The organism is Luteimonas rhizosphaericola, from assembly GCF_029888045.1.
GTDB lineage: Bacteria > Pseudomonadota > Gammaproteobacteria > Xanthomonadales > Xanthomonadaceae > Luteimonas > Luteimonas rhizosphaericola.
On the sequence record NZ_JARXRN010000021.1, the window covers coordinates 296,240 to 309,425 of the forward strand.

Consider the following 13,186-nt stretch of genomic DNA (forward strand, 5'->3'; position numbering starts at 1 on the left):
AAGAGCCCAGACGATGCCATCGCCTGGGCCCAAAAGGACTGCCCCGATTACCGTAAATCCGTTGCTGCCCCTTGGACAAGGAAACAGGAGAGAGCGCGGAATCCGGTGCCGACACGGTAGTCCCGGGCCGATTAAACCTTCGTTAAATCGGAACCGCTTCGGAGGTTAATCCGGCGCCTGGTAGCGCGCCGCCGGCGTTGCCCGGATCCTGCATGATCAAGGCCTGAGACGGCGTTTTCGATGATTTTCGCTGCAATATCGACGCCGGTCGCGTCTTCAATGCCTTCCAGCCCGGGTGAGGCATTGACCTCGAGCACCAGCGGGCCGCGGCGCGAGCGGATCAGGTCTACGCCGGCGATCCCCAACCCCACCGCCCGCGCGGCGCGCACGGCGACGTCGCGCTCTTCCGGCGTGGTATCGATCGCCACCGCGGTGCCGCCGCGATGCAGGTTGGAGCGGAAGTCGCCCGCCGGCGCCTGGCGCTGCATCGCCGCCACCACCTCGTCGCCCACGACGAAACAGCGCAGGTCCGCGCCCTCGGCCTCGGCCACGAATTCCTGCACCAGGAAATTCGCGTACAGCCCGCGCAGCGCCTCCACCACCCCGCGCGAGGCCGACAGCTTCTCGGTCAGCATCACGCCCGCGCCCTGGGTGCCCTCGTTGAGCTTGACCACGTGCGGCGGCGGCCCGAGCAGGGCGAGCAGGTCGGCGGTGTCGTCCGGGTTGTCGCCGAACACGGTGGCCGGCAGGCCGATCCCGTGCGCGGCCAGCAACTGGTGGCAGCCGAGCTTGTCGCGCGCGCGTGCGATCGCCGCGGCCGGGTTGGGCGTGCGGCTGCCCATCAGTTCGAACTGTCGCAGCACCGCGCAGCCGTAGCGGGTGATCGAGGCGCCGATGCGCGGGATCACCGCGCCGTAGCCGTCGATCGCGCGGCCCTTGTAGCGCATCGCGAAGCCGTGGTCGTCGATGCGCATGTAGCAGCGCAGCGGATCGAGCACGCGCACGCTGTGTCCGGCCGCGCGCGCGGCCTCCACCAGCCGCCGGGTGGAATAGAGCTTGCCGTTGCGGGACAGGATCGCGAGCTTCATGCGGGGGCGGCGCCGGCGAAAAAACGGCGGCACCACCGTTCGATGGTGCCGCCGCCTGGATTGGAGCGGGTGATGGGAATCGAACCCACGCTAGCAGCTTGGGAAGCTGCAGTTCTACCATTGAACTACACCCGCGCAGGCGAGCAGTCTAAGCCCGGTCGGCGCAGGCTGGCAACGCGGCGCCGTCACCGGCGCCACGTGGCCGCGTCGGTCAGAAACCGGCGCCCAGGGTGGCGAACGCGGTGGTCTGCTTGCCGCCCTTCTCGCCGGCGTTCAGGCTCACGCCGAGGTTGGCGTCGAGGCCGAACAGCGACGTGCGCGCCCCCAGGGTGAGCGTGCTCCAGGTGTCGTCGTAGTCCAGGCCCGGCACGCCGTAGGCCAGCCCGGTGGACTGCGAGGTGGCGAAGGCCTCGGCCGCGCCGTCCTCGAACTCGCGGTCGACGGTGAGCCGAGCGTATGGCGCCAGGTGCGGATTGATCGTGTAGTCCACCTGCCAGCCGACGCTGCCGACCAGCGAGTTGAAGTCCTGGTCCGGGAAGGCCAGCGACGACGAGGAGGCCGGATCGATTTCCGCGAAGCCGTCGATCTCGATTCGCTGCGCCACCACGCCGAGCACCGGCCCGTGGCGCAGCGCGCCCTCGCCCATGCGCCAGCCGGCATGCAGGGCGGCGGTCAGGTTGCTGCCGTCGGTGTCGCCGCGGTGCACCCGCAGCGCCGGGCCGATCGGCACCTGGCGCTGGGTGTCGATGTCGAGCTGGCTGTAGCTCAGCTGCGCACCGAGCCACGCGCCATTCTCGGATTGCCAGCCGACGAAGCCGCCCAGGGTCGCCTCGGACTGGTCCCAGTCGCCACGGCGGCGGCCCCAGTCGTTGGCCTGGCGGCCGTAGCCGGCGAAACCGCCATAGGTCAGCTGGCCGCTGCCCCAGGCCAGGCCCGCGGTGAGCGCGGGGCCGGCGCCGTCGTACTGGTCGCCATGGCCGTAGCGCTGGAAATCGCCGCGCAGGTCGGCGAACCAGCGCCGGCCATCCTGGATCGGCGCCGACACCTGCGCGCCGATGCGTTCGGCCCGGCCGCGGCCGGTCATCGCCGTTGAGCGCGGAAGCACGGCCATCTGGCGCGGCCCCTCGAGCATGCCCAGGGCCAGGTCCGCGATCGCGCGATGCGCTGCGGACGACGGGTGCACGCCATCGGCGAACAGGTAGGTCTGGTCCGCGCCGGGGCTGGCGTAGGTGCCGGGGTTGCAGGTGATCGACTGCGCCGTGATCTGTGGCTGGCAGGCGGTGCCGGTGACGTTGGCGAACCCGTACATCGCCGGGTCGTCCACCACCTCGCGCAGGAACGTGAAGGTGTCGAGCGGGATCACGCGCAGGCCGCTGGCCTCCAGGCCGCCATACAGGGCGTCGTTGTAGGCGGTCGCAAGCGCGGTGCCCTGGGCCGCGGCCGCGGCACCCTGGGCGCGGAAGCTCGGGGTGATGCCGAGGTCGGGGATGTTGGGCACCAGCACGTAGCGCGCGCCGGCGCCCTGCAGCGCGCCGACGATGCCGACCTGGGCGGTCACCGCCGCACCGATGATCTGCTGCGCCTGGGCCGGGTTGGCCGCGATCGCGAACAGGTCGTTGGCGCCGCCCCAGACGGTGTAGAGCGCATCTGGATCGGCTCTCCCTCCCGTGGAGCCCAAGTAGTAGTTCAACTGGGTACTCATAGACGGGGTGAAGCCGAACGGTGGCCCAATGCGATCGGCGCTTACCATGGCGCCACCGGCCGCGTAGTTGTCTCCCCCGGTCAACGCGGGCTGGCAGAAGGTAGGACCACACGCGAGGGATGGATCGACGGCGGGCCTTGCATCGGAGCCGTAGTAGTCGGCCAGCCATTCGGCCCACACCAGCCCGGGATTGGTGGTGAAGCGACCGAGAATCGCGGCCTGCGGATTCTGCTGCACCAGCAGCGGGCGGAAGTAGCCGGCGTCGGTGAGGCTGTCGCCGAAGAACACGGTGCGCGAGAAGGTGTCGTCGGCCAGCGCCGGGGTGGACGCGGCCAGGGCCAGTGCGGCGGCGAGCAGGCCGGTGGCGGGACGGGAACGGTGGATGCGAGGGGGCATGCAGCAACTCCGGGGTGCAATGGGGACGGCGCTCCCAATACGGGACCGCACGGTGCACAAGTCTCCATGAAGCCGCCGCCACGCTCACGCCGCAGTGCCGCACGCGCGCACCGGGCGGATGCAGGCAGGCGCGCATCGGGAGACAATCGCCGCATGGACATCGAACTCAACGGCGACCTCCTGAAGATCGACGACGGCGCCACCGTCCAGGCCCTGCTCGAAGCCCAGGGGCTGGGCACGCGTCGGGTCGCGGTGGAGGTGAACGGCGAGATCGTGCCGCGCGGGCGGCATGCCACCCATCCGCTGCAGCCCGGCGACCGGGTCGAGATCGTGCACGCGCTGGGCGGCGGCTGAGCCGGAGCCGGCGCCACCGCGACGTTTCGCGGCGCCGAATCCGGCGCCTGCCGTCCGCCTCCGCTCATCCGGAACACCTCGCGCTGCCTTCCCGTGGCGCGCCGACCGCGCCTGGCACAGTCGCTTCCGCGGCAGCGATCGCCGGCGGGCGCACGCGAGCCGCGCGCCTTTGCGATAATCGGGCGATGACCACGCACACGCATCACGACGACGGCCTCGTCATCGCCGGCAAGACGTACCGCTCGCGCCTGCTCACCGGCACCGGCAAGTTCAGGGACCTCGACGAAACCCGCCGCGCCACCGAGGCCGCCGGCGCGCAGATCGTCACCGTCGCCATCCGCCGCACCAACATCGGCCAGACGCCCGGCGAGCCGAACCTGCTCGACGTGCTCCCGCCCGACCACTACACCATCCTCCCCAACACCGCCGGCTGCTACACCGCCGAGGACGCCGTGCGCACCTGCCGGCTGGCGCGGGAACTGCTCGACGGCCACCCGCTGACCAAGCTCGAGGTGCTGGGCGACCAGAAGACGCTGTACCCGGACGTGGTCCAGACGCTCAAGGCCGCCGAACAGCTGGTCGCCGACGGCTTCGACGTGATGGTCTACACCAGCGACGATCCGATCCTGGCCCGCCGGCTGGAGGAGATCGGCTGCGTGGCGGTGATGCCACTGGCCGCGCCGATCGGCTCCGGCCTCGGTATCCAGAACCGGTACAACCTGCTGGAGATCGTCGAGAACGCGAAGGTGCCGATCATCGTCGACGCCGGCGTGGGCACCGCCTCCGACGCGGCGATCGCGATGGAACTGGGCTGCGACGGCGTGCTGATGAACACGGCGATTGCCGGCGCGAAAGATCCGGTGCGCATGGCGCGGGCGATGCGGCTCGCGGTCGAGGCCGGGCGCGATGCCTTCCTCGCCGGTCGCATTCCGCGCAAGCGCTTCGCCTCGGCCTCTTCGCCGGTCGACGGGCTGATCGGGTGAACCGGCGCCGCCGGCGCGCGCTGGCCGCATCCGCACGCGCCTGCCGGTGGGCCGCGTGCGCGCGCGGCTGCGGCTGGGTTGCGCGGGGATCGTGGCGGCCTGCCGCACCGGCCGACCGGGCGCGCATCAGCCCGGTGCGGTTCCGCGGGCCCGACGCGCTCGCACCTGCAGGTTTCGCCGCGGCGGATGCGCGTCGTGCCTGATCCGCTGCAGAAGAAGCCCTATACCGCCGATCCCGGCCATCGCGCGATCCGCAGCTTCGTGCTGCGCCAGGGCCGCTTCACCGAGGCGCAGCAGCGCGCGTTCGAAGCGCTGTGGCCGCGCTACGGCCTGGACTACGCCGGCGCCCCGCGCGATTTCGACCGTGTGTTCGAGCGCAGCGCACCGCGCGTGCTGGAGATCGGATTCGGCAACGGCGAGGCGCTGCGCTACGCCGCGGCGCGCGATCCCGCCCGCGACCTGATCGGCATCGAAGTGCACGCACCGGGCGTCGGCCGACTGCTCAACGCGCTCGCCGCCGACGGCGCGTCGAACGTGCGGGTCTACCATCACGATGCGGTCGAGGTGCTGACCCACGAGATCGCCGACGCCGGCCTCGACGAGATCCGCATCTATTTTCCGGACCCGTGGCACAAGAAGCGCCACCACAAGCGGCGCCTCGTCCAGCCGGCGTTCGCCGAGTTGCTGGTACGCAAGCTCGCACCGGGCGGACGCTTGCACCTCGCCACCGATTGGCGGGACTATGCGGAGCAGATGTGGGACGTCCTCGACGCCACCCCGGGACTGCGCAACCGCGCCGGCGCGCGTGGATGCGTGCCGCGTCCCGACTGGCGTCCGCAGACGCACTTCGAGACCCGGGGCCAGCGCCTCGGACACGGCGTCTGGGACCTGCTCTACGACCGGGTGCCCGTACCCGCCGCGGGGCCGCCGCAGGCGCCGTCGGATGAGCGCCGCGATGGTTGAGCCCGGCGCCCGGACCGCGCTGCCGGGTCGGACCCGCGCCGTCGTCGCCGATCGTTGCGCGCCGCAGGGATCCGCCACGCGGCGGATGTGGCCGGCGGTGGCTCACGGCAGCGGATCGGGGACGACCGATCCCGGTTCGCGCCCCTGATGGACACCCAGCTCGCCCTCACCACGGACATGAAGATCGTCCTCGGGCTGGTCGGCCTGACGATGGTGCTGTTCCTGTTCCAGCGCGTGCGCGCCGACCTGGTGGCGCTGGTGGTGCTGGTGATGCTTGGCCTGACCGGACTGGTACAGCCGGAGGACCTGTTCAACGGCTTCTCCTCCAACGCCGTGATCAGCGTGATCGCCACGATGATCCTGGGCATGGGCCTGGACCGCACCGGCGCGCTCAACCGCCTGGCCGGCTGGCTGCTGCGGCGCGCGCGCGGCGTCGAGCAGCGGTTGCTGCTGCTGGTCTCCGGCATCGCTGGCGCCAATTCCTCGGTGATGCAGAACCCGGCGGTGATGGCGCTGTACCTGCCGGTGATCTCGCGCCTGTCCTCGCGCACCGGCATCAGCCTCTCGCGGCTGCTGCTGCCGGTGGCGGTGGCGATCGTGATGGGCGGCTCGCTGACCATGGTCGGCACCTCGCCGCTGATCCTGCTCAACGACCTGCTGGTGGCCGCGAACGCCAACCTGCCCTCGGGCGCGGCTACGCTCGAGCCGCTGAACATGTTCGCGCCGATGCCCATCGGCCTCTCGCTGCTGGCGGCAGGGCTGCTGTACTTCCAGTTCGTCGGCGACCGCAAGCTGCGCGGCGACGGCGACAGCAACGTCACGCCCGCGCGCACCGAGAGCTATTTCTCGCGCACGTACGGCATCGAGGGCGAAGTGCACGAGCTGACGGTCACCGCCGACAGCCCGCTGGTGGGCATGAGCTTCGGCGAGGCCGAGGCGCTGCACAACGCGCCGCTGCTGCTGGCGCTGCAGACCGGCAACGAATCGCGCCTGGCGCCGCCCGGCGACGCGCGGATCTGGGTGGGCAGCGTGCTCGGCGCGATGGGCCCGCGCCAGCAGGTGGCGGATTTCGCGCAGAACCAGTTCCTGCGCATGAATTCGCGCCTGCGCAACTTCGCCGACCTGTTCAACCCGAGCCGCGCGGGCATTTCCGAAGCGGTGATCCCGCCCACCTCGAAGTTCATCGGCAAGACCGCGGCCGACCTGCAGCTGCGCCGCCAGTACGGCATCAGCCTGCTGGCGATCAACCGCGACAAGACCGTGATCCGCGACGACGTGCGCAACACCCCGCTGCGTGCCGGCGACATGCTGGTGCTGCACAGCATCTGGCACGACCTCGGCCAGGCCTCGTCCAGGCGCGACTTCGTGATCGTCACCGACTACCCCAAGGGCGAGCAGCGGCCGCACAAGTTCCGCATCGCGATGACGATCTTCGCCGTCACCATGCTGATCGCGGTGTCCGGCCGGGTGCCGACCTCGATCGCGCTGATGACCGGCGTGGCCGGCATGCTGGTGTTCGGCGTGCTGAAGATGGACGAGGCCTATTCGGCGATCAGCTGGAAGACGGTGTTCCTGATGGCCTGCCTGATTCCGCTGGGCTGGGCCATGGACGGCAGCGGCGCCGCGGCCTGGGTGGCCGGGCACACCATCGAACGGCTGCCCACGGGCCTGCCGATCTGGCTGATCGAGTTCGCCGTGGCCCTGCTCACGGCCGCGTTCTCGATGGTGATCAGCCATGTCGGCGCGACGATCGTGGTGGTGCCGCTGGCGATCAACCTCGCACTGGCCGCGGACGGCAACCCCACCGCGTTCGCGCTGATCGTGGCGCTGTCGGCCTCGAACAACTTCATCACCCAGTCCAACCCGGTGATGTCGATGATCACCGGCCCGGGCGGCTACCGTCCGCGCGAGCTGTGGAAGATCGGCGTGCCGCTGTCGCTGGTGTACACGCTGATCGTGGTGCTGGTGGTGAACCTGATGTTCTGACGCGCCCGTGCGTACCCTGCGCGGCGACGCGCCGGCTCACGCCAGCCGCACCCCGCCGTCCATCACCTCGACCGCGACCGCCCGCAGCGATTCGCCGCGGCACGGGCCGGCCACGCATGCGCCGTTCCCCAGCTCGAACGTGGCCCCGTGCGCGGCGCAGACCAGCAGGCCGTCCTTGGTCTTCAGGAACTGGCCCGACGACCAGTCGAGGCGCCGGCCGGCGTGCGGACAGACATTGAGCCACGCGCGGACCCGTTCGCCGTCGCGGTGCAGCACGAGCGACTCGGCCTCGCCGTCCAGCATGGCCTCGACCTCGGCGAAGCCGCCGTCGGGGATGCGGTCGAGATCGATCAGGGCGGGCGACGGGTCGGGGATGTTCATCACAGCGCTTTAACGAACTTGTTACACGTGGATGGCAGTGGCACCCGATACTGGGCGCCTTGCCATTGTCTCATCCCCGCCGATGTCCTCAGTCCTGTTCCGTACCCTGCATGCCCGCTTCGACGCCTCCGGCCTGCGTGGCCTGCTGACGCCGCGCAAGCCGCGCAACCCGCTGCTGAAGCTGGCGCTGGGGCTGGTCGGCGTCGCGATCCTGGCGGTGCTGCTGGTGGTGGGGCTGTTCGTGGGCGCGGCGATGGTCTCCTTCGGCCTGCTGCGCGGCGCCTTGCGCGCCCGCAAGCCGGCCGGCCGCGATGGCGTGCTCGACGCCGAGTACCGCATCGTCGCCAAGCCTGGCCAGCCCGCGCTGCGCTGACCGCGGATGCACCCGGACGTCGTGCCCGCGGCCCCGGTGCCGCGCATCCCCGTGCGCGGCGGCGGCACCTTCCCGGTGCGCCGCATCTACTGCGTCGGGCGCAATTTCGCCGACCATGCCCGCGAGATGGGCGCCACCGCCCCGGCGTCGAAGGCCGAGCGCGGTACCCCGGTGTTCTTCCACAAGCCGGCCGATGCGATCGTCACCTGCGACGCCGTGGACTACCCGCTGGCCACGCACGATCTGCACCACGAGGTGGAACTGGTGGTCGCGATCGGCCTGGACGCACCGGCGGGCGAACTGCCCGTCGATGCCGCGCAGGCGCTGGTGTTCGGCTACGGCGTGGGGCTGGACCTCACCCGCCGCGACCTGCAGGCCGCGGCGAAGGCCAAGGGCCTGCCGTGGGACACGGCCAAGGGTTTCGACCAGTCGGCGCCGGTGAGCGAGCTGGTGCCGGCGGCCGATGTCGGCGCGTTGCCGTCGCGCGTGCTGTCGCTCGAGGTCAACGGCGAACGCCGCCAGCAGTCGGGCCTGGACCAGCTGATCTGGGACGTGCCGGAGATCCTGCACGAACTCTCGAAGCTCTACGCGCTGCGCGCCGGGGACCTGGTGTTCATGGGCACGCCCGCGGGCGTGGCCGCGCTGCAGCCTGGCGATGCCTGCGTGGCGCGCCTGGACGATGTGCTGGAGCTGCGTTGCCACGTCCGCGCCGCGCGGGCATAGTGGCCGCGGCCGGCGACGGCCGTCCCGATCCGCACGCAGGAGTCCGCGATGGGCATGCTCTCCGAGTTCCGTGAATTCGCGATGCGCGGCAACGTCATCGACCTCGCCGTCGGCGTGGTGATCGGCGCCGCCTTCGGGAAGATCGTCACCTCGCTGGTCGACAATGTGATCATGCCGCCGATCGGACTGCTGCTGGGCGGCGTGGACTTCGCCGACCTGGGCTGGACCCTGCGCGAGGCCACGGTGAACGCGGCCGGCGAGGAGGTGCCCGCGGTGGTGCTGGGGTACGGCGCGTTCATCAACACGATCATCCAGTTCATCATCATCGCGTTCGCGATCTTCCTGCTGGTGCGCACGATCAACCGCTTCCACCGCAAGAAGCCGGCGGAGCCTGAGGCACCGGCCGCACCGCCGGAAGACGTGGTGCTGCTGCGCGAGATCCGCGACCTGCTGCGTCGCTGACACGCGACTTCCCGCACATCCGGTCGAACCCGCCCGCCTGTAGGCTGGCGGCTTCGCCGTGTCCGGACGCCCGATCCATGCGCCTCGCCTCCCTCGTGTTCGCCTGCCTGCTGCCTGCCGCCGCGTCCGCCGCCGAACCCACGCGCATCCCCGATGCCGCGTTCGAAACCGCCGACGCGCTGCGCGAGCGCGCGCTCGCCGACGACACCGCGTGGAACGTCGTCGAGTCGCTCACCACCGAGATCGGCCCGCGCCTGCCCGGCAGCGAGGCCGACGCCCGCGCCGTGGCCTGGGCGCAGGCGAAGCTGCGCGCGCTGGGCTACGACAAGGTGTGGATCGAGCCGGTGCGCTTCCCCACCTGGGAGCGCCGCAGCGAACGCGCCGAGGTGCTCGGCGCGCATGCGCAGCCGCTGCTGGTGACCGCATTGGGCGGCAGTCCCGGCGGCACGGTGGAGGCGGAGATCGTGCGCTTCGACAGCTTCGAGGCGCTGCAGGCCGCGCCCGCGGGATCGCTCGCGGGGAAAATCGCGTTCGTCGATTACGACATGGCGCGCACGCGCGACGGCAGCGGCTACGGCAAGGCCGGCGCGGTGCGCAGCCGCGGCCCGTCCGAGGCGATCCGCAAGGGCGCGGCGGGCTACCTAATGCGCTCGATCGGCACCAGCCCGCACCGGGTGGCGAACACCGGCATCACCCGCTTCGACGAAGGGCTCGCGCCGATTCCCGCGGCCGCGCTCTCGCTGGTGGACGCCGACCAGCTGGCGCGCCTGCTGCAGCGCGGCCCGGCGCGCGTGCGCCTGGCGCTGGACTGTGGCTGGACCGGCGCCGAGTACACCTCGCACAACGTGATCGGCGAGATCACCGGCCGCGAGGCTCCCGACGAAGTCGTGCTGATCGGCGCCCACCTCGATTCGTGGGACCTGGGTACCGGCGCGATCGACGATGGCGCGGGCATCGCGATCACGATGGCCGCCGGCCGCCTGATCGGCCAGCTTCCGCAGCGGCCGCGACGTACGATCCGCGTGGTCGCGTTCGCCAACGAGGAGCAGGGCCTGATCGGTGCGCGGGAATACGCGCGGCGGCATGCGGACGCGGTCGGCAGGCACGTGCTCGCCGCCGAGAGCGATTTCGGCGCCGGCCGCATCTACGGCTTCAGCACCGGCGCGCCCGCGCACGCGCAGGACGCCTCGCGCCGGATCGCCGAAGCGCTGGCGCCGCTGGGCATCGAGTACCTGCCCGGCCAGGGCGGCCCGGGCCCGGACATCTCGCCGCTGGCCGCCATCGGCGGCGCCTGGGCCTGGCTGGGCCAGGACGGCAGCGAGTACTTCGACCTGCACCACAACGCCGACGACACGCTGGACAAGATCGATCCCGACGCGCTGGCGCAGAACGTCGCCGCCTACGCGGTATTCGCGTGGCTGGCGGCGGAAGCCGAGGGCGGCTTCGGCAGCGCGCCGAAGCCGCCGGCAGCGCCCTGACGCGACCGGCGTGACAGCGGCGCGGTGACGAAGCCGCCGCTGATGTCGGCACACGGCGTCGCCGGCCCCGCACGGTGACTCGGTCGCGTGACGCTGCATCGCACACGTCCCTCCGACAGGGCGCCAGCCGCGCAGACTTTCCGCTTGCCTGCGACGGCCGGCCGCGCAGCTCCGGGCGCACGTGCCCGCCATCGCGCTATTCGAATTCGTGTTCGAGCGATTCCGGACACCACGCGAACGGGCCGGTACGCTCGCCCTGTCGACGGGGAAGAGGATTCGCCATGCGCGGCCATGTCATGTCGCTTCTGCTGCCATTGCTGGCGCTCTCCGGCCTCGCGCACGCGGATCCGGCGTCGCCGCTGCAGCTGCGGTCGCCCGGCGGCACGGCCTCCGCGTCGCTGACGCTCGACGCGGCCGGCCAGCCGCGGCTGGCGGTCGCGTGGCGTGATGAACCCGTCCTGCTGCCCTCGCCGCTCGGCGTGCAGTTCGCCGACGACGGCCTCGACCGAGGCCTGCGCATCACCGCCAGCCGCACGCGTGAGCACGACGCGACCTACCGCTTCGTCGCCGGCAAGGCGCGCGACGGTCGCGACCACTATCGCGAACTCGCGATCGACCTCACCGACGCGCAGGGGCGCACGCTCGGCCTCGTGCTGCGGGCCTACGACGACGGCATCGCCTTCCGCTACCGGTTGCCGCTGCCGGCGCAGGGTGACCTGGAGGTCCGCCAGGACCTGACCGGCTACCTGTTCCCGCGCGACTACCGCTGCTGGTCGTTCAACGTCGGTCGCTTCAACACGCCGCATGAAGGCGAGTTCGACCCGATCCAGGCCTCGAAGATCCGGCCGATGCACCTGATCGACCTGCCGCTGGTGTGCGAGACCGGCCACGGGGACGCGACGTTCGCCATCGCCGAAGCCGACCTCGACCGCTACGCGGCGTTCTACCTGTCCGGTCGCGGCGACGGCCGGCTTGGCCTGGACACCCGCCTCTCCCCGCGTCACGACACGCCCGAGTTCGCGGTGCGCATCCCGCGCGACGAGGTCGCCGCGGGCGGCCACCTCACACCGTGGCGCGTAGTGATGCTCGGCGACTCGCCCGGCGCGCTGGTGGAGTCGAACCTGATCGCACACCTCAATCCGCCCACGCCGATCGAGGACACCTCGTGGATCGTGCCCGGCAAGAGCGCGTGGGACTGGTGGTCGGGCAGCGTGGCGCCGGACGTGCCCGAGCCGGGCATGAACACCGCGACCATGCGCCGTTACATCGACCATGCCGCCGACATGGGGCTGGAATACATGCTGATCGACGCCGGCTGGTATCCCGGCAGCAGCGGCGGCGACCTGTGGGAGCCTTCGGCCGACGCCAGCCGCCCGATTCCCGGGCTCGACCTGCCCGCGCTGCTCGCGCATGCGCGCGAGCGCGGCGTGGGCATCTGGCTGTGGGTGCACTTCCGGGCGCTGGAGACGCGCATGGACGAGATGTTCGCGCTGTACCGCGACTGGGGCGTGAAGGGCGTCAAGATCGACTACATGGACCGCAACGACCAGGAGATGGTCGCCTTCTTCCACCGCATGATGCGCAGCGCCGCCGAGCACCGGCTGATGCTCGACCTGCACGGCGCCTATCGCCCGACCGGACTCAACCGCACCTGGCCGCACTTCCTCACCCAGGAAGGCGTACTCGGCGCCGAGTACAACAAGTGGAGCCGTCGGATCACGCCGACGCACAACGTGACCCTCCCGTTCACGCGCATGCTCGTGGGCCCGATCGACTACACGCCCGGCGGCTTCCGCAACGTCGCGCCGGAGGACTTCACCCCGTCGTTCACCCGCCCGCAGGTGATGGGCACGCGCGCGCACCAGCTGGCGATGTTCGTCGTTTATGACAGCCCGCTGCAGATGGTGGCCGACAGCCCGGACGTCTACATCGAGACGCCCGGCGCCGACTTCCTGGGCCTGGTGCCCACGACCTGGGACGAGACCCGCGTGCTGTCGGGCGCGATCGGCGAGCACGTCGCGATCGCTCGCCGCAGCGGGCGCGACTGGTACATCGGCGCGATGACCAACGAATCGCCGCGTACGCTAAAGCTGGACCTGTCCTTCCTCGGCGACGATCGCTACCAGGCGACGCTCTGGCAGGACGGCGCGGCGCCGACGGACGTGCAGCGCAGCGAGCGCGCCGTGCGCGGCGGCCAGGCGCTGTCGCTGCGGCTCGCGGGAGGCGGCGGCGCGGCGCTGAAGCTGTCGCCGGTGGCGGCAGGCGGGGAGTGAAAGCGACACCCGTCCGGGCAGCGC

Annotated in this window: 12 protein-coding genes and 1 tRNA gene; 9 read left to right on the forward strand and 4 right to left on the reverse strand. The window is 71.3% G+C overall.

Annotated elements, in window-relative coordinates; all coding sequences use genetic code 11:
• Positions 1–131 precede the first annotated feature (131 nt).
• The 3 genes from rimK to QFW80_RS07735 all read right to left on the reverse strand — a co-directional run bounded on the left by rimK (position 132) and on the right by QFW80_RS07735 (position 3,186).
• A complete protein-coding gene (gene rimK / locus QFW80_RS07725; RefSeq protein WP_280601055.1) occupies positions 132–1,088 on the reverse strand; it encodes a 30S ribosomal protein S6--L-glutamate ligase in 957 nt (318 codons plus the stop codon).
• Positions 1,089–1,149: 61 nt separating this feature from the next.
• A tRNA-Gly gene (locus tag QFW80_RS07730) sits at positions 1,150–1,223 on the reverse strand.
• A 76-nt stretch (positions 1,224–1,299) separates the two neighbouring features.
• Positions 1,300–3,186 carry an autotransporter domain-containing protein gene (locus tag QFW80_RS07735; protein ID WP_280601056.1) on the reverse strand — a complete coding sequence of 629 codons (1,887 nt, stop codon included), beginning with the start codon at positions 3,184–3,186 and terminating at the stop codon, positions 1,300–1,302.
• A gap of 153 nt (positions 3,187–3,339) precedes the next feature.
• Between QFW80_RS07735 and thiS the strand changes: the two genes are divergently transcribed.
• From thiS to QFW80_RS07755, 4 genes are all read left to right on the forward strand, one after another.
• Positions 3,340–3,540, forward strand: a complete 201-nt coding sequence (gene thiS / locus QFW80_RS07740) for a sulfur carrier protein ThiS (RefSeq protein ID WP_280601058.1) — start codon at positions 3,340–3,342, stop codon at positions 3,538–3,540.
• A 185-nt stretch (positions 3,541–3,725) separates the two neighbouring features.
• On the forward strand, positions 3,726–4,523 hold the full coding sequence (locus QFW80_RS07745; RefSeq protein WP_280601059.1) for a thiazole synthase: 798 nt from the start codon (positions 3,726–3,728) through the stop codon (positions 4,521–4,523).
• Positions 4,524–4,718: 195 nt separating this feature from the next.
• On the forward strand, positions 4,719–5,486 hold the full coding sequence (trmB, locus tag QFW80_RS07750) for a tRNA (guanosine(46)-N7)-methyltransferase TrmB (protein WP_280601060.1): 768 nt from the start codon (positions 4,719–4,721) through the stop codon (positions 5,484–5,486).
• Positions 5,487–5,633: 147 nt separating this feature from the next.
• A complete protein-coding gene (locus tag QFW80_RS07755; RefSeq protein ID WP_280601061.1) occupies positions 5,634–7,472 on the forward strand; it encodes an SLC13 family permease in 1,839 nt (612 codons plus the stop codon).
• 36 nt (positions 7,473–7,508) lie between these two features.
• Here the strand turns inward: QFW80_RS07755 and QFW80_RS07760 are convergent, their stop codons facing one another.
• The gene (locus QFW80_RS07760; RefSeq protein WP_280601062.1) at positions 7,509–7,853 is read right to left on the reverse strand and encodes a Rieske (2Fe-2S) protein; all 345 of its coding nucleotides are present in this window, start codon (positions 7,851–7,853) and stop codon (positions 7,509–7,511) included.
• An 82-nt stretch (positions 7,854–7,935) separates the two neighbouring features.
• Here QFW80_RS07760 and QFW80_RS07765 point away from each other — a divergent pair, with 82 nt between their 5' ends.
• The 5 genes from QFW80_RS07765 to QFW80_RS07785 all read left to right on the forward strand — a co-directional run bounded on the left by QFW80_RS07765 (position 7,936) and on the right by QFW80_RS07785 (position 13,162).
• Entirely contained in the window at positions 7,936–8,226 is a 291-nt protein-coding gene (locus QFW80_RS07765) for a hypothetical protein (protein ID WP_280601063.1), read from the forward strand.
• 6 nt (positions 8,227–8,232) lie between these two features.
• Positions 8,233–8,949: a fumarylacetoacetate hydrolase family protein gene (locus QFW80_RS07770; RefSeq protein ID WP_280601065.1), complete on the forward strand. Its 717-nt coding sequence runs from the start codon at positions 8,233–8,235 to the stop codon at positions 8,947–8,949.
• A gap of 48 nt (positions 8,950–8,997) precedes the next feature.
• A complete protein-coding gene (gene mscL / locus QFW80_RS07775) occupies positions 8,998–9,411 on the forward strand; it encodes a large-conductance mechanosensitive channel protein MscL (RefSeq protein WP_280601067.1) in 414 nt (137 codons plus the stop codon).
• Positions 9,412–9,488: 77 nt separating this feature from the next.
• On the forward strand, positions 9,489–10,889 hold the full coding sequence (locus QFW80_RS07780) for a M20/M25/M40 family metallo-hydrolase (RefSeq protein ID WP_280601069.1): 1,401 nt from the start codon (positions 9,489–9,491) through the stop codon (positions 10,887–10,889).
• Positions 10,890–11,170: 281 nt separating this feature from the next.
• Positions 11,171–13,162 carry a glycoside hydrolase family 97 protein gene (locus QFW80_RS07785; RefSeq protein WP_280601071.1) on the forward strand — a complete coding sequence of 664 codons (1,992 nt, stop codon included), beginning with the start codon at positions 11,171–11,173 and terminating at the stop codon, positions 13,160–13,162.
• Positions 13,163–13,186 lie beyond the last annotated feature (24 nt).